Raw genomic sequence first — 13,848 nt, forward strand, 5'->3', positions numbered from 1 at the left:
CCTTCGACTAGGCTCAGGACAGGCCCTTCGACTGAGCTCAGGACAGGCATCAATCGCGAACGATGCGGTTCACTTCGTTCAGCACATCCTACAAGTTACAAAACTACAAAACATTGATTTTTTGAAACCAACTGGAGTACCGCATGAAGGTCATGATCAGAAGAAATTCCGCCGGCGAGCTGTCCGTTTACGTTCCGAAAAAAGACCTGGAGGAACCCATCGTTTCCCAGGAAAAGCCGGAACTGTGGGGCGGAATGGTGACGCTGGCGAACGGCTGGGAGCTGTCGCTGCCTGCCATGGCCGCCGATACCGCGCTGCCGATCACGGTCGACGCGCGTCGGGTGAGCGGGGACTGACCATGGCGCTCAGTAACGAGGCGCTCGGGGAAATCCGGATGCTTCTGGAAGGCGAGGCGCCCGCCGCCGAACGCTGTGCGAGCGTGCGCAAGAATTTTCCGGGGCTGTCGCTGACACGTTGCGACGCCAGCGACATGAGTTCCGAAACTCCGACATTCGAAACTCCCGAGTTCTGCGTTTACCTGATAGACACCTCGGAACACTGCGTACGCATTACCGGCGATCCGGCCGCGGCAACCGGTCTGATCGTCGCCCAGAAACGGTAGTTATCGACCATGAAAAACTCACCTACCATCTTGCTCTCGGACCCCGACATCAGCCTGTCCGAACTCGAAGCCGTGGAAGAGGTCCTGAAATCGCCGCGGCTGAGCGCGGGGCCCACGGTCGAAGCTTTCGAAGAGGCTTTCGCCCAATATCTCGGGCGCAAACACGCCGTGGCGGTGAGCAGCGCCACCATCGGCCTGATGCTGGCGCTCAAGGCCTACGGCATAGGTCCGGGGGACGAAGTCATCGCGTCCGCGTTCGGTTTCCGCGAAACCGTTCACGGCATCGCGCTGGCCGGGGCGACGCCGATCTTTGCCGACATCGATTATTGGTCGGGGACGCTGGTTCCCGAAAAGGCCGCGGCGGGAATCACGTCGAAAACCCGCGCCATAGTCGCCGGCAATACCAACGGCCATCCGGCGATGTGGCCGGCGTTCCGTGAATTGGCCACGAAACACGGCCTGCTGCTCATCGAAGATTCCAGCGAGGCGATCGGTTCGCGTTACCAGGGGAAGCTGGTGGGCAGCTTCGGGGACTGTTCGGTGTTCGATTTGTCCCAGCCGTCGCCGCTGACCTGCGGCGAGGGCGGCATGGTGGTGACCGACGACGGCGATTTGGCCGCTCGGCTGCGGAGCTTCCGAGGCCGCCGCCTCGACGAACGGCATTCGGTGGTACTGGGCGAAACGCCGCCGTATCGGGCGGAACTCAGCGAACTCGGCGCCGCTCTCGGGCTGGTGCAGCTCAAGCGTCTTCCGGGAATCCTGGAGCGCCGGAAAGAGATCGAAGCCTATTACAACGCCCACATGCAATCCTTCGAGGGCATCAAGCCGCCGTATCTCGCTCCGGACGTGGACGAGGCGCACTGGTTTCTCTACCTGGTCCATCTCGGCACCCGTTTTTCCCGTTCCAGCCGGGACGCCATCATTCACGATTTGGCAACCGAGCAGATCGAGGCCGTGGCCTATTGCCGGCCACTGCATCAGCAGCGTTTTTACGGAAACCTGGGCTATCGCAAGGGCGATTTCTTCGTCACCGAGAAGCTGGCGGACCGCGCCGTTGCGCTGCCTTTCCACAACCATATCACGGAGGACCAGGTGGGCTTCATCGTCAAGACCGCCAAGGACGCCTCGATCAATATCGGGGCGGGATCGGCCATTTACCTCTGACGCCGCTCCGAAACCATGTCGGGCTTTTTGCGGACCGAAAAGAGGCGGAATGCAAAAGCCTGGGTGACCGTACTGCCTTCGGGCAAGACGGTGCAGGTGGCGAGAGGCGCCAATTTGCTCGAGGCCATCGCGGCGGCGGGCGAGGCTGTCGCCCACCGTTGCGGTGGACGGGCCCGCTGCGGCGAGTGCCATGTGCTCGTGCGGCAGGGCTGGCGCGGCTTATCCAAGGTGCGCCAGGCAGAACGCGATCGGCTCACGCAGCTTTGCGGAGCCGAATCGCTGTCCAGGCTGGCTTGTCAGGCCGCCCTGGGCGTTCATAACAAAGTAATAATCGAACTTATAAACCATTAACCAGAGGATCATTGTTATGGATACCAAAGAAGCTGTCGCTACTCCTTCTGAACCCCAATCGGCCGTCGTCGCGTCCGGCGCGACGTTCAATGCCGAGCAGCGGACGGAATGCGTCATTCACCTGCGTTTCTTTCCGGACGGCACCGTGGCCGAAATCGGCGAGCGTCCGTCAGGGGTGGAGCCGCACGACTGGTACAAATACCTGTGCAACAACACCCAGAACAGTTACCAGGCCTTGTCCGGCGGACGCGGGCTGTTCCGCCTGCTGCGCACCGAGGTGGACGCCTTGAAGGCCTCTTGCGCCGCGGGGATGACATCATGAGCACGCCGTTTCCGAGTCAATTGGCAGAAGATTTGGCGGCGGGACGGGTCATTCCGTATCTCGGCCCGGAGATTCTGAGTCTGGCGCCCGGCGGCGCGATTCCGAGTTCGCCGGAGGCCTTGGTGGAACTGATTACGGCCAAGGTCACCGTGCCCCACAAGATCCGGAAGAATCTTACCGCCGCCAGTCAATACATCGAGAATTTCAAGCATCGGAAGACGCTGGTCGGACTTTTGCAGGAAGCCTTTCGGAGCCCGCCGGAACCGACCGTTCTGCACGGTTTCCTGGCGAATCTCCCGAACCCGCTGCCCTTGATCGTCGACGTCTGGTACGACGCCAGCATGGCGGCGGCCCTGGCTTCGCGCCGCGATTTCGGGCAAGTGCAGGGCGTGAGCCGCGCGGAGCACCTGGGAGACTGGGTTCACTATTTCCATGCCGACGACACAAAGGCGGAGCCGGGGGAAGCCGCGGGATGGGCGACCCTGCTCTACAAGCCGCTGGGTTCCATCGCGCCTGCGTCCAACTTCATCGTCTCGGATTCCGACTACGTGGAAGTTCTCACCGAAATCGATATCCAGACGCCGATTCCGGACCGGGTAAAGGACATCAGGACGGGCCGCAGCTTCCTGTTCCTGGGCTGCCGTTTCCGCAACCAGCTGGAGCGCAATTATGCGCGGCAGATCATGAAGCGTTCCAGCGACCGGCATTTCGCGGTCCTGGAAGGCGATCTCACCCGCAATGAGGCGCGGTTCCTCGCGGAACAGGGCATCGAACGGATCGACATGCCCTTGGCCGAGTTCGTCGCCGGGCTCACCGGAACGCCGGCGGAGTCCCGCAGGGCCGTGGCCTAATCCGAATCTCGTAGGCAGCGGCGTACGGAGGTTAGGGAGGCGTCGGCGGTTCCGTAGGTCGGAAATCCTTTCCGACGCAAGGCGCGGATCGACCGTTTCGTCGGCAAGGGATTGCCGACCTACGAACCGCATGGCTCGGGAGAGATCGTTTATACCTTTGAGATGAATCGCGGAGGCAACGGCTCATGACTACGGATCGCGGCGCCCGTCTTCGGGCGCTTTTGGAACAGGCCTTCGAGCCGGTTCACCTGGAAATCGTCGACGACAGCCGGTCCCATGCCGGCCATGCCCACGAGGGTGGCGGCCACTTTTTCGTGACCGTGTGTTCCCGCCGCTTCGAGGGCCGTTCGACGCTGGAGCGCCATCGACTGGTTTATTCGGCGGTGAGCGAAATGATGCCGGGCGACATCCATGCCCTGAGCATCACTGCCTTGACGCCAACGGAGCAGGCGGCTTAGCACGAGGTTCATAAACGGCTTTTTGGGGATAAGCAGAGAATGAAGCTTCAGATCGAGCGGCCCTACATCGAAGCGATGGTCGAAGAGTTCCCGGATTTGGCGCACTTGAAGGAACAATTGCGTTTCGGCAATCGCGTCGAGGTGCCGTTCAGGCAACTGTCGAGCCCTGCGCTCGCGTTTTTAGGGAATCTTTACCGGCAGGCGGGGCCGGAGATGCAGGCCAAGGCCGCGCAACTCGCCACCTTGCAGCAGGCCATGAACGACGACGGGGTGCGCTTCGAAGCCGAAGACCTCGAGATGGTGCTGCCTGCGATCGCCCGCTACTTGGCGGCGGATGCGATCCGCGGCTGGCTGTTCACCGCGAGCGTGGCCGGCCGTCCCTTGCCTTATGTCATCACCCGGCTCGACTACACCCCGGCCTCGAACGACGAGATCGGGAAAGTCTTCATCGAGCTGAAAGCCAATGCCAAAGGGGCGATCGCAACCCAAACCATCCGAATCATGCCGAGCGACATCGCCGGCAAGACGGTGGCAGAGATTTTCGCCGCCAAGGGTTTCCTCAAGGAAACGCCGGAGCTCATCCGCAACTACGACGAGACCGCGGAGCGTTACTTCGATTGGCGTGCCCGTTACGGCGCCCAGTTTTCCGGAAAAGGCACCGGTTTCTACGCGGAGGACCCGACGGCTTCGCACCGGGATACCGATTGGTCCCGCAAGGACGTGGTGGTGCTCTCGTCCGGCGGCGGCAGCGCGCGCCTGGTCAACGACGAGGGCATCCTGAGCTCGCGCGCGCTGACCCTGGATGCGCCCGGGGATATTCTGGGGCCTTATCTGCGCAAGGCGGCCAAGAGCAATCACTATGAGGCCGAGGACGAGGTCCGGGAGTCTCAGGACGCCATGCCCAAGGGACTGTTCACCCAGTTGCCGGTGCATTTCTACATCCTCATGTTCCACCTTGACCTGCACCATTATCTCTGGGTGCACGTGGACGACATCACACCCTACGAGTATCAGCCGGCCCTGAAGCAAAAGCTGATTCTGCCGGAGGAACAGACCGATCTCATCGACATCCTGACCGCCGAGATGGATGTCCTGATGGACGATATCGTCGCCGGCAAGTCCGGAGGCACGACCGTGCTGTGCGCCGGTCCTCCCGGCGTCGGCAAGACTTTGACCGCGGAGGTCTATTCCGAAATCATCCAGCGGCCGCTGTATCGGGTGCATTCCGGTCAGCTGGGGCTGAATGTCGCTGCCATGGAAACGGCGCTCAAGGACGTTCTGACCCGTGCCCAGCGCTGGGGTGCGGTGATGCTTATCGACGAGGCGGACGTCTACATCAAGCGGCGCGACGACAACATCACCATGAATGCCGTGGTCGGGGTGTTTCTGAGGGTGCTCGAATATTTCAACGGCCTGTTGTTTCTCACCACCAACCGGGTGGACGACATCGACGAGGCCATCGTGTCGCGCTGTATCGCGCTGATCAAGTTCTACCCGCCGGATCGGGAAAATCGGATCAAGATCTGGAAAGTGATGACCGAACAGTTCGCGTTGGAGGTCGCCCCGCCGCTGATCGACGAGCTGGCGGATCTGTTTCCGGCAGCCACCGGGCGTGACATCAAGGGACTGGCCAAGCTGGTGGCGAAATACTGTCAGCAGAAGCGGGTGCCGCCGTCCCTGGAAGTTTTCAAGCGCTGCTCGATTTTCCGGGGGATGGACTTGGGTCTGGCTGCATAGCGTTTCCCGCAGAGCGGTACACGGAAGCCATTCGGCGGAATACGCTTCGCTATTCCGCCCTACGGATGAGCCTTGATGGCCTCGAAGGTGCTCGCCATTTCGTCGAGGCTGATTTCGGTCGCCAAAGCGTCGGCGAAGACGTCGTCGCCCGCCGTCCAGCGTTCCTGGAGCTTGCCGTCGGCCAAGGCCATGGAGACCGCCTGGTTGAGCTCGTAGGCGCCGAACGCGGAGCCGGCATCCCGAAGCGCCGATTGCATCGCGTGCTGAACCAGGCTGCGGACGGTCATGTGCGGGGCGGAGAAGGGGATGTCGCCGGCGCGTCCGGCCGCGGCCTCGACACAAGCGCGCTTGTCGTAGGAGGCATGGCCTCGGCAGGCGAGTGGCCGTACCGGGTAAATGACGCAGACGCCGTTGGCAATGAAGGGACACCGGCGCCTGAGAGCCACCCGTTGCTCTTCGCTCAAGCCTCGGGTTACGCGATCGGCATCGGCTAGGCGCTGCTCGAGATCGACTTCGGCGCGTTTCAGCGCGTCGGAGGCCCAACGAACGTAACGCGCGATCAGCAGAATTTCGGGCGCCGTCGCCGTGACGCGGAGCGTGCAGCAGGTGGAGCATCCTTTGTGGCAGGCCAAGGGGGGCAGTCCCTCGGACTGAATTTCGACATTGCCTTCGAAACTGCTGAAGGCCTGTTCCAAGAGTCCGTCGATCAGGTCTTCGCGACCGCGCCGGGCGGCGAGGGTTTCGGTAAAGGCTTGGTGCTGCGCCTTGAAGAAGGCCAGAGGACCGGATTCATCCGGCATCGTTTCTTCCGACATGGGTGATTTTGTCATGTGTGAAAGTGCGCATATTGCGATCTCGACGTATCCGGGTCAATGCACTTGTCCCGATTCGGGGCTTTCCCGCAGCTCGGCGTATGGGATGGGGTATTCGACTAAGGATCGGGTTTTTCTATGAGCACGGTCGCACTGGCCTGGGGGGCCCACCCCGATTTTCCCTTGATTCTGATCGCCAACCGGGACGAAAGGCATGAACGCGCGACCGCACCGGCGGCATGGTGGCCGGAGGAGCCCGCCTGTCTCGGCGGTCGCGACCTGGCGCGGGGCGGAACCTGGTTCGGCGTTGCCCGCGACGGGCGTTTCGCGCTGGTCACGCCGTTTCGCGACGGCGCGCCTTCGGACCCGGACGCGCCGACGCGCGGCCAGCTGCCGCTGGACTATCTCTCTTCCGGCGAGGAGCCGGTCGTCCACGCCCGCCGCTTCGCTCGCAGCCGGGGCGGACATTCGCCCTTCAATCTGCTGATCGGCTCGCCGCGTCACATGTACTACGCCGCCACCCGCGCCCGCTTGCCGTTGGCGCTCACTCCCGGCATTCACACCTTGTCCGACGGGTTGCTGGACGAACCCTGGCCCAAGTGCGTGCGCCTGGACACGCTGCTGGGTTCTTATCTGAGAACGCACGGCGGCTTCGCGATGCTGCTGGGCGCTTACTCGGATCTCTCCAAGGCCGGCGTCCGGGGCGCCGACGATCCGATCTGCACCGCCAAGCCGGTCTCGCCGGCCGACTTCGCGAAAGCGGGTTTCGTCATGCTGGCGGATCGCGAAACCACAAACGAAGGGCTCCCCGATACCGGCATCAGCCGCGCGGAAGAAGAACGCCTGTCCGCCTGTTTCGTGGTGGGGGCGGAATCCGGAACCCGCTCCAGCACCGCCCTGGTCATGGCGCGGGACGGCCGGGTTTACTTCGAGGAACGCAGCTTCGATCCGGAAGGCGCCGAATCCGGGCGTGTGGTCGAAGAATGGAGCATCGACCCTCAAGTCTTTTCCGGGAGCGCCGGCGATGACTGAGACTCGTAACGCACACGCCGGCGCCATGCCCGCACGTCGGAAAGCTTCAACGAGGCGGGGTCAGGCGGACCGTACGCCACTGCGATCCGAAACGATGCACGGGTTTTCTCCGCGCCATTCTCATCGGGAGCTCCCCTTGGCTCCGCGCTACAAGGAATTGGGCGAGCCCTATCATGTCCCGGTGTCGGCAACGCCCTTGCCCGAGCCCAGGATGGTCCACTTCAACGGATCTCTGGCCTTGGAACTGGGGCTCGACGTCAGCGAGGCCGATTCTCCGAAACTCTTGGAGATTCTCGCGGGCAACCGGCCGTGGCCGAAATACGAGCCTTCGGCATCGGTCTACGCCGGGCATCAGTTCGGGGCATGGGTTCCTCAGCTCGGGGACGGGCGTGCCCTCATGATCGCGGAGGTTCGGACGCCCGCCGGGGCGCGGATGGAGCTTCAACTCAAGGGTTCCGGGCCGACGCCGTATTCGCGCGGGCTCGACGGGCGCGCGGTGCTGCGTTCCTCGATACGGGAATATCTCTGTTCGGAGGCGATGCACGCCCTCGGCGTACCGACCACGCGCTGCCTGAGCCTGGTGGCGTCGCCGGAGCCGGTGTACCGCGAAACGGTGGAAACCGCGGCCGTGGTCTGCCGGGTGTCTCGCAGTTTCGTCCGCTTCGGACAGTTCGAGTTTTTCTATCACAACGGACAGCGCCAGCACCTTGCGCCTTTGGCCGACCATGTGATCGACGAGCATTTCCCGCATCTGAAAGACCGTTCCGACCGTCATGCCGCCTGGCTCGGCGAGGTGGTCGAGCGCACCGCCCGGCTGATGACGCAGTGGCAGACCTTCGGGTTCTGCCACGGCGTCATGAACACCGACAATTTCTCGGTTCTGGGCTTGACCCTGGATTACGGTCCCTTCGGCTTCATGGACGCGTTCCGGCAATACCATATCTGCAACCATTCCGATTTCGAGGGCCGCTACGCCTATTACGCACAGCCCGAAATCGGCCAGTGGAATTGCTCGAGGCTGCTGCGGGCGACCTTGCCGCTGCTCTCGGACAGCGAGGAGGAGGCCCTGGAAATCGCGACCGGCATTTTCGAGCGCTACGCCCCGGTGTATACCCAGGCGATCATGCGCCGCTGGGCCGACAAGCTGGGCCTTTACGAGGTGCGTGACGGCGATGTCGATCTGGTCAACCGATTCCTGGCCATCCTTCAGCGCGGCAAGAGCGATTTCACGCGGAGCTTCCGTCATCTTTCCAAGGTGCGTACCGACAGCGACGAGCCGGCGGTCGGGGCCCGCGAGGAGATCGTGGACCTGGAAGCCTACGACGCCTGGATCGCCGATTACCGGGCACGATTGCGCGCCGAAGGAAACACCGACGACGAGGCCCGTGCCTGGGACATGAACCGCGTCAACCCCAAGTACGTGCTGCGCAACCATCTGGCCCAGGCCGCCATCGAAAGGGCCGAAGCCGGGGACGATACCGAAGTCGCCAAGCTCGTTCGTCTGCTCGCCCGGCCTTACGACGAGCAGCCGGAGATGGACGCCTATGCCGCCCCGCCTCCGGAAGAACTGCGGAACATCGAAGTCAGCTGCTCGTCATGATTACCTATGCCATCCCACCCGCTCTAGGCGAGGATCCGCTGGACATCCTGCGGCTGGCGGCGTGCGCCGCGCACATCCCGGATTTCGTGGTGCCACCCGAATCCATGGTCAGGCTCGTCGCCCTGGTGGCGGACGGCGCTCTCGACGCGGTGAATCCCGAGGCGGCCTGGCCGGAATTGTCCCAAGGCCTGATGGGCGGGCGTCCGTCGCGGATGCTGGAAGTCCTGCGCGGTTGCGGCGCTCTGGCTCGATTGCTGCCGGAACTGAACGCGCTGTTCGGAATTCCGCAGAGCGCGGACGATCCGCCGGAAGTCGACGTGGGCGAACACCAGCTGCTTCTGATCGACGAAACCGCGCGGATAGACGCCCCGCTCGCCACGCGCTGGGCGGCGCTGCTGCACAAGGTGGGGAAAGCGGCGTCGCCGCGCGAATTCTGGCCCGCCCACTACCGTCACGAAGCACGCGGCGAACCCCTGGTCGAAGCGGTTTGCGAACGCTTCAAGGTTCCCGCCGAATGCCGCGACCTGGCGCTCTTGGTGCTGCGCGAATGCGATCGAGTCCACCGTGCGGTAGACATGCGGGCCGCGGCGATCGCCGCCATGCTGGAACGGGCGGAAGCGGTCCATTACCCCGAGCGTTTCGAGCAGTTGTTGGCGGTATGCGCCTGCGACTATCGAGCCTATCCGGGGCGGGCCGGTGCGGAGTATCCCAAGGCCGAGCTGCTTCGGCTAGCTTTTAAGGCTTTCGCCGGACAGATGGCGCCCGCCTCCGAGCCGACCGAAACCGACCCGGAAGTTTCGGCGCAGGCGTTCGAAAAGCGAGCTCGGGCCATTGCCGAAGCATTGCGCAGCGAACGCTGGGCCGACGCGTAATTCCATTCGGCATTCGAGTGAATATTACGTAGGGTGGGTTAGCGAAGCGTAACCCACCGATTCGAGGCCGCTCGGTGGGTTACGGCCTCGCGGCCTAACCCACCCTACAAAAATTAATTCCTTATTGAAAGCAATTTGGAATAACACGGGTTTTCCAGTCCAGACTTCATCACCAACCTTCTCTTGAGGAGCAAGCCCATGAAATGGAGCGATACCTTCGACATCGCCATCGCGCTGGCCGAGAGCCATCCCGACGTCGATCCCAAGTATGTGCGGTTCACCGATCTGCTCGACTGGATCATGCGCCTGGACGGCTTCGACGACAGCGCCGAGAAATGCAACGAGAAAGTGCTCGAAGCCGTGCAGATGGCCTGGATAGACGAGGTGAGCTAACCCCGCAGAAAGGATTGCAGCACGCGATCCGCCCTGCCAATCGGGTTTGGTCGTTTTTTGTTGGATATGTGCCGTTTTCGTATTCGCATGGAAGTAGGTCATGACCAAATTTACGACATATCGTATTAGATACGAATTGACGTAAAAAACGGCCTCGGCTGGGTCGAGCCGAGAACCCGCCGCTTTTCCTCCTTGTTCAATAATTTGATGCTAAAACAAAGCCTTGGAGCGTTGTTCCCGTTTCTCTCACGACCTGGCATCGCTTTTGAGACAGAGAAGTCACGCGACAGGAATTATTCCCCTGCGTTATTTCACTTCCACTCGAAAGGAGATTACGGTCATGAAACACATTGCTGGTTTGACTCTGGCTCTCGGACTTGTCTCGATCACTTCAACCGCGGCGGCTGGCGGACTGCCGGTCAATAGTTCGCTGGGGAGTTCCAGCTACTCTGCGAATATCGATAGTTCCAGCGATCCGGCTTCCGGAATGGTCTTTGAATTGCAGGCCGGTGAGTTCCACGTTTACTTCAGCAATTGCACACTCGGTTCGGAGACCGAGGTGACGGAGCATAAAGTTGTAAGTCAGAAAGGCCGGGAGGATATTGTGCAAAAGATTCCCGGTCGATTGAAAATGAATAGCGTGGTGTGCATGAAAGCTCTGGATTCCGGTGCCGACCTTTGGGCTTGGCGACAGATGATCATTGAAGGGAAGTTGAGGGAAGCGCGCAAGAGTGGGTCACTGATTGCTTACGACTACACCATGGCGCCCATAGCAACGTGGTCGTTTTTCAATGGATGGCCTTCTTCGGTCAGCCTCGGCAATAAGGATCACAAACTGGTCGAGATCGTGGTATTGGCTGTGGATGGCATCCGGCGTGACCGGTAGGTCCTCGGGATGTGCCGAATACCACAGCTCCGCTCTCTTGAATATACAAACGATAACCGGGATTTAGTGGGGTGGGTTAGGCGCACTCCGGTATGCGCTGATGGTCGATCACCGTACTTCGAGTGCGCCGTAACCCACCGATGTTCGGTAGCCTTGTGTTGGTGGGTTACCGTGCGCGCCAAAGTTAGAGCGTTTTCATCCCGCTCGGACGGCAAAACAGGCTTGGCGGAAGTCGCTGGCGCCTTCGGCCAGGGTAGATCGACTCAAGCATTCGTAGGTCGGCAATCCCTTGCCGACGAACCCGTTGGCCCAACCGCACCTTGTGTGAGGGCGTACCTAACTCACCCTACCATGGACATGCGCGTTCCGGGCCAGTAGATCGGGAATCCGTTCCCGACGAGTTCTGCGTCGGCAAGGGATTGCCGACCTACTTTAGGGTGCCGCTCGTAGTCAGCGGCTTTAGATCGGTTCGCCGTTCTCGTCGAACGCCATCCCGTTCAATTCGCCGTCGGCGTCGACGATTTCGACCGACTTGAGGGCGCCGTTGGCGTGGTAGGCATAGCGGTGTTCCATTTCCACTTCCCCGTAGACCAGCTTTTGCAGGCCGACCAGCCGGCCCTCATCGTCGAAATATCCCCGGAAATAGGTGTTGCGGTTTTCCAGTTGGGCGGGTTCCAGTTCGGTCATCAGCTTGAGCGGCAGTTTCACGCCGGTGTAGGTGAGGAAATAGCGGCAACGGCCCTGCATGGCTTCGGTCATGGTGCGTCGTTCTCCTCGGAAGTTAAAGATTTAGATCGGACGAAAAAAACACAGTCTCAAGACTTACGGATTTGGCTCCTTCTCCCTCCGAGAGAGGGAACTAAGGGCAGTCGTAGGTCGGCAATCCTTTGCCGACAAACCCGCTGATACACCCTCTCAAACACGATAGCCTTCTTCCCGCAATACCCTCTGCACGGCCGGCCGGGCCAGCATGCGCCGATAATGCGCCCGGCAGTTTTCCGGCAGTTCGAGCTTGAGCTTATCGCCCCAGAATTCCACGTAGAAAAGCGCCGCATCGGCGATGGAAAACCGCCCCGCCACGTATTCCCGCCCGCTCAGCAGCGTATCCAGCACCGCGTAACCCTTGGCGACGATCTCTATGCCACGCCGTTTGACCGCGTCTTGGTCGGCTTCGTTGGACGTGAATTGATCGGTGGTAAATATGCGAGCGAAACCCTGCATGTGGATCGTGCCCACGGCATAGGCCATGGCCTCGATCACCCGCGCTTCGCCGTCCGGATCGTCCGGCAGCAGTTTCGCCTTGGGGTAGGCGCGGGCCAGCCACCAGGCGATGGCCTGAAACTCGGTCAGCGCCGAGCCGTCATCGCGTACCAGGGTGGGAATCGTGCCTTTCGGATTCAGGGCCAGATAATCGGGCCGGTTCTGATCGCCCGCCAGGAGATTGACCAGATACGCCTCGAAAGGCAGGTCCAATTCTTCCAACAAAATGTGTATGCCGGTCGAGCACGAACCGGGCGTCATATAGAGTTTCATGATCCTATGGTGATGATTAAGGGTTCGAGTCCGGCAACCGTCGCTTCGATGACATCGCCCTTGACCACGGGAGCGGTCCCGGCCGGCGTGCCGGTAAAGATCAGGTCACCGGGACAGATTTCCACCATTGTGGACAGATAGCTGATGATTTCGGGTATCTTCCAGATCATGTCCGAAACGTCGGCGCTCTGACGGACCTCACCGTTGACCTTGAGCTCGATCTTGCCCTGGGCGATCACGCCCGTATAGAACTCCGGAGTGATCGCCGAACAGGGCGCCGAGTGATCGAATCCCTTGGCCATGTCCCAGGGCAGTCCCTTTTCGCGCGCGGTCTTTTGCACATCCCTCAGTGTCATGTCCAGGCCGACCGCGTAGCCGAAGATGTAATCATTGGCGATCTCGATCGGGATTTGCCTCCCGCCGAGCTGCATGGCGACGACCAGTTCCACTTCCGGTTGCAGATTCTCGGTTCCGGGAGGATAGGGCAGGACCGAGTTGTTGGGCAGGATGGTATCGGTTGGTTTCATGAAGAAGAACGGCGGCTCGCGCTCCGGGTCGGCGCCCATTTCCCGCGCATGCTCCGGATAATTGCGTCCGACGCAGAAGATGCGCCGCACCGGAAACGGATTGCACGACATGGCTGGAAGCGTAACGATCTGAGGAGGGGCAAAAGCGTATTTCATGGTTTTAAACCTCTTCGAATAACGGATAGGCTGGCGGCTTCTTTGACGCCGTGTATCGGCAAACCGGCGATTGTTAGTTCAGCAAAGAGACCGTATCGGGTTGCAAAATAACCATACTTTTTGTGGTAGAATTTGGCCCCGAAGTGCCTCGCGCGCACTTAGATAAGTTCTTATTTTTATTAACCAAAAATAATCCAAGATCAGGAGGTAACATGGTGCGTGAATTCTCGTATCGGGGAGAAACCTTCAGGGCCACGGTACACGGACGCCCCGGCATCGAAGAGCTTTTCCTCATCCACATGATCGACGGTGAAGAAGGCCCGGAGATTTCTCTGGACCGGTTCGAAGATCCCAATAATGATCCGGCTCAAAGCCTGGAAAGTAAGCTCGCGGATCTGGCTGACCAGCTCATGCAGGAGCATGGGCTGGCGCCGATGGACCCGGACGCGGGATTCGCCTGGGCGGAGCCCAAGACCGGAGTGAAGGTGCATAGCGGGGTTCAACACCACGCCATGGAAGCCTAGGCCGGTCG

Annotated in this window: 18 protein-coding genes; 14 read left to right on the top strand and 4 right to left on the bottom strand. The window is 61.1% G+C overall.

Going from position 1 to position 13,848, the window contains the following annotated elements:
* Nucleotides 1-143: 143 nt before the first annotated feature.
* From nifT to ACR2R1_RS22625, 8 genes are all read left to right on the top strand, one after another.
* The gene (gene nifT, locus ACR2R1_RS22590; RefSeq protein WP_077729037.1) at nt 144-356 is read left to right on the top strand and encodes a putative nitrogen fixation protein NifT; all 213 of its coding nucleotides are present in this window, start codon (nt 144-146) and stop codon (nt 354-356) included.
* Between the two features lie 2 nt (nt 357-358).
* Nucleotides 359-622 carry a hypothetical protein gene (locus ACR2R1_RS22595; protein ID WP_077729038.1) on the top strand — a complete coding sequence of 88 codons (264 nt, stop codon included), beginning with the start codon at nt 359-361 and terminating at the stop codon, nt 620-622.
* Between the two features lie 9 nt (nt 623-631).
* Nucleotides 632-1,786: a DegT/DnrJ/EryC1/StrS family aminotransferase gene (locus ACR2R1_RS22600; RefSeq protein ID WP_077729039.1), complete on the top strand. Its 1,155-nt coding sequence runs from the start codon at nt 632-634 to the stop codon at nt 1,784-1,786.
* 63 nt (nt 1,787-1,849) lie between these two features.
* Nucleotides 1,850-2,137 carry a 2Fe-2S iron-sulfur cluster-binding protein gene (locus ACR2R1_RS22605; RefSeq protein WP_240502428.1) on the top strand — a complete coding sequence of 96 codons (288 nt, stop codon included), beginning with the start codon at nt 1,850-1,852 and terminating at the stop codon, nt 2,135-2,137.
* A 16-nt stretch (nt 2,138-2,153) separates the two neighbouring features.
* Nucleotides 2,154-2,459, top strand: a complete 306-nt coding sequence (locus ACR2R1_RS22610) for a hypothetical protein (RefSeq protein WP_434112061.1) — start codon at nt 2,154-2,156, stop codon at nt 2,457-2,459.
* Nucleotides 2,456-3,310, top strand: a complete 855-nt coding sequence (locus tag ACR2R1_RS22615) for an SIR2 family NAD-dependent protein deacylase (protein ID WP_086135369.1) — start codon at nt 2,456-2,458, stop codon at nt 3,308-3,310. The genes ACR2R1_RS22610 and ACR2R1_RS22615 overlap by 4 nt, the downstream gene beginning before the upstream one ends.
* A 185-nt stretch (nt 3,311-3,495) precedes the next feature.
* Nucleotides 3,496-3,768 (top strand): BolA/IbaG family iron-sulfur metabolism protein, encoded by a 273-nt coding sequence (locus ACR2R1_RS22620; protein WP_133718228.1) that lies wholly within the window; start codon nt 3,496-3,498, stop codon nt 3,766-3,768.
* Nucleotides 3,769-3,807: 39 nt separating this feature from the next.
* Nucleotides 3,808-5,505 (top strand): AAA family ATPase, encoded by a 1,698-nt coding sequence (locus ACR2R1_RS22625; RefSeq protein WP_434112063.1) that lies wholly within the window; start codon nt 3,808-3,810, stop codon nt 5,503-5,505.
* Between the two features lie 59 nt (nt 5,506-5,564).
* Here the strand turns inward: ACR2R1_RS22625 and ACR2R1_RS22630 are convergent, their stop codons facing one another.
* The gene (locus ACR2R1_RS22630; RefSeq protein ID WP_434112065.1) at nt 5,565-6,320 is read right to left on the bottom strand and encodes a YkgJ family cysteine cluster protein; all 756 of its coding nucleotides are present in this window, start codon (nt 6,318-6,320) and stop codon (nt 5,565-5,567) included.
* 135 nt (nt 6,321-6,455) lie between these two features.
* Between ACR2R1_RS22630 and ACR2R1_RS22635 the strand changes: the two genes are divergently transcribed.
* The 5 genes from ACR2R1_RS22635 (at nt 6,456) to ACR2R1_RS22655 (ending at nt 11,100) form a co-directional block, all read left to right on the top strand.
* Nucleotides 6,456-7,349 carry an NRDE family protein gene (locus ACR2R1_RS22635; protein ID WP_434112067.1) on the top strand — a complete coding sequence of 298 codons (894 nt, stop codon included), beginning with the start codon at nt 6,456-6,458 and terminating at the stop codon, nt 7,347-7,349.
* Between the two features lie 136 nt (nt 7,350-7,485).
* Complete coding sequence (locus ACR2R1_RS22640; RefSeq protein WP_434112069.1) at nt 7,486-8,949, top strand: protein adenylyltransferase SelO; 1,464 nt, start codon at nt 7,486-7,488, stop codon at nt 8,947-8,949.
* Nucleotides 8,946-9,821: a tRNA nucleotidyltransferase gene (locus ACR2R1_RS22645; RefSeq protein WP_077729046.1), complete on the top strand. Its 876-nt coding sequence runs from the start codon at nt 8,946-8,948 to the stop codon at nt 9,819-9,821. Before ACR2R1_RS22640 ends, ACR2R1_RS22645 begins: the two co-directional genes overlap by 4 nt.
* 198 nt (nt 9,822-10,019) lie before the next feature.
* A complete protein-coding gene (gene iscX, locus ACR2R1_RS22650) occupies nt 10,020-10,214 on the top strand; it encodes a Fe-S cluster assembly protein IscX (protein WP_077729047.1) in 195 nt (64 codons plus the stop codon).
* A 340-nt stretch (nt 10,215-10,554) separates the two neighbouring features.
* Nucleotides 10,555-11,100, top strand: a complete 546-nt coding sequence (locus ACR2R1_RS22655) for a phage tail protein (RefSeq protein WP_434112071.1) — start codon at nt 10,555-10,557, stop codon at nt 11,098-11,100.
* A 459-nt stretch (nt 11,101-11,559) separates the two neighbouring features.
* On the opposite strand, the gene ACR2R1_RS22660 is transcribed toward ACR2R1_RS22655, so the two are convergent.
* From ACR2R1_RS22660 to ACR2R1_RS22670, 3 genes are all read right to left on the bottom strand, one after another.
* Entirely contained in the window at nt 11,560-11,859 is a 300-nt protein-coding gene (locus ACR2R1_RS22660; protein WP_434112073.1) for a DUF6156 family protein, read from the bottom strand.
* Between the two features lie 156 nt (nt 11,860-12,015).
* Nucleotides 12,016-12,633, bottom strand: a complete 618-nt coding sequence (locus ACR2R1_RS22665; RefSeq protein ID WP_434112075.1) for a glutathione S-transferase family protein — start codon at nt 12,631-12,633, stop codon at nt 12,016-12,018.
* The gene (locus ACR2R1_RS22670; protein ID WP_434112077.1) at nt 12,630-13,316 is read right to left on the bottom strand and encodes a fumarylacetoacetate hydrolase family protein; all 687 of its coding nucleotides are present in this window, start codon (nt 13,314-13,316) and stop codon (nt 12,630-12,632) included. The genes ACR2R1_RS22665 and ACR2R1_RS22670 overlap by 4 nt, the downstream gene beginning before the upstream one ends.
* A gap of 212 nt (nt 13,317-13,528) precedes the next feature.
* Here ACR2R1_RS22670 and ACR2R1_RS22675 point away from each other — a divergent pair, with 212 nt between their 5' ends.
* A complete protein-coding gene (locus tag ACR2R1_RS22675) occupies nt 13,529-13,840 on the top strand; it encodes a hypothetical protein (RefSeq protein ID WP_077729052.1) in 312 nt (103 codons plus the stop codon).
* The last annotated feature ends 8 nt before the right edge of the window (nt 13,841-13,848 follow it).

Source organism: Methylocaldum sp. GT1TLB (genome assembly GCF_051027445.1).
Taxonomy (GTDB): Bacteria; Pseudomonadota; Gammaproteobacteria; order Methylococcales; family Methylococcaceae; genus Methylocaldum.

Coding starts and splice junctions, on each gene's coding strand:
- nifT (WP_077729037.1), top strand. CDS start 144: ATGAAGGTCATGATCAGAAGAAATTCCGCCGGCGAGCTGTCCGTTTAC.
- ACR2R1_RS22595 (WP_077729038.1), top strand. CDS start 359: ATGGCGCTCAGTAACGAGGCGCTCGGGGAAATCCGGATGCTTCTGGAA.
- ACR2R1_RS22600 (WP_077729039.1), top strand. CDS start 632: ATGAAAAACTCACCTACCATCTTGCTCTCGGACCCCGACATCAGCCTG.
- ACR2R1_RS22610 (WP_434112061.1), top strand. CDS start 2,154: ATGGATACCAAAGAAGCTGTCGCTACTCCTTCTGAACCCCAATCGGCC.
- ACR2R1_RS22615 (WP_086135369.1), top strand. CDS start 2,456: ATGAGCACGCCGTTTCCGAGTCAATTGGCAGAAGATTTGGCGGCGGGA.
- ACR2R1_RS22620 (WP_133718228.1), top strand. CDS start 3,496: ATGACTACGGATCGCGGCGCCCGTCTTCGGGCGCTTTTGGAACAGGCC.
- ACR2R1_RS22625 (WP_434112063.1), top strand. CDS start 3,808: ATGAAGCTTCAGATCGAGCGGCCCTACATCGAAGCGATGGTCGAAGAG.
- ACR2R1_RS22630 (WP_434112065.1), bottom strand. CDS start 6,320: ATGTCGGAAGAAACGATGCCGGATGAATCCGGTCCTCTGGCCTTCTTC.
- ACR2R1_RS22635 (WP_434112067.1), top strand. CDS start 6,456: ATGAGCACGGTCGCACTGGCCTGGGGGGCCCACCCCGATTTTCCCTTG.
- ACR2R1_RS22645 (WP_077729046.1), top strand. CDS start 8,946: ATGATTACCTATGCCATCCCACCCGCTCTAGGCGAGGATCCGCTGGAC.
- iscX (WP_077729047.1), top strand. CDS start 10,020: ATGAAATGGAGCGATACCTTCGACATCGCCATCGCGCTGGCCGAGAGC.
- ACR2R1_RS22655 (WP_434112071.1), top strand. CDS start 10,555: ATGAAACACATTGCTGGTTTGACTCTGGCTCTCGGACTTGTCTCGATC.
- ACR2R1_RS22660 (WP_434112073.1), bottom strand. CDS start 11,859: ATGACCGAAGCCATGCAGGGCCGTTGCCGCTATTTCCTCACCTACACC.
- ACR2R1_RS22665 (WP_434112075.1), bottom strand. CDS start 12,633: ATGAAACTCTATATGACGCCCGGTTCGTGCTCGACCGGCATACACATT.
- ACR2R1_RS22670 (WP_434112077.1), bottom strand. CDS start 13,316: ATGAAATACGCTTTTGCCCCTCCTCAGATCGTTACGCTTCCAGCCATG.
- ACR2R1_RS22675 (WP_077729052.1), top strand. CDS start 13,529: ATGGTGCGTGAATTCTCGTATCGGGGAGAAACCTTCAGGGCCACGGTA.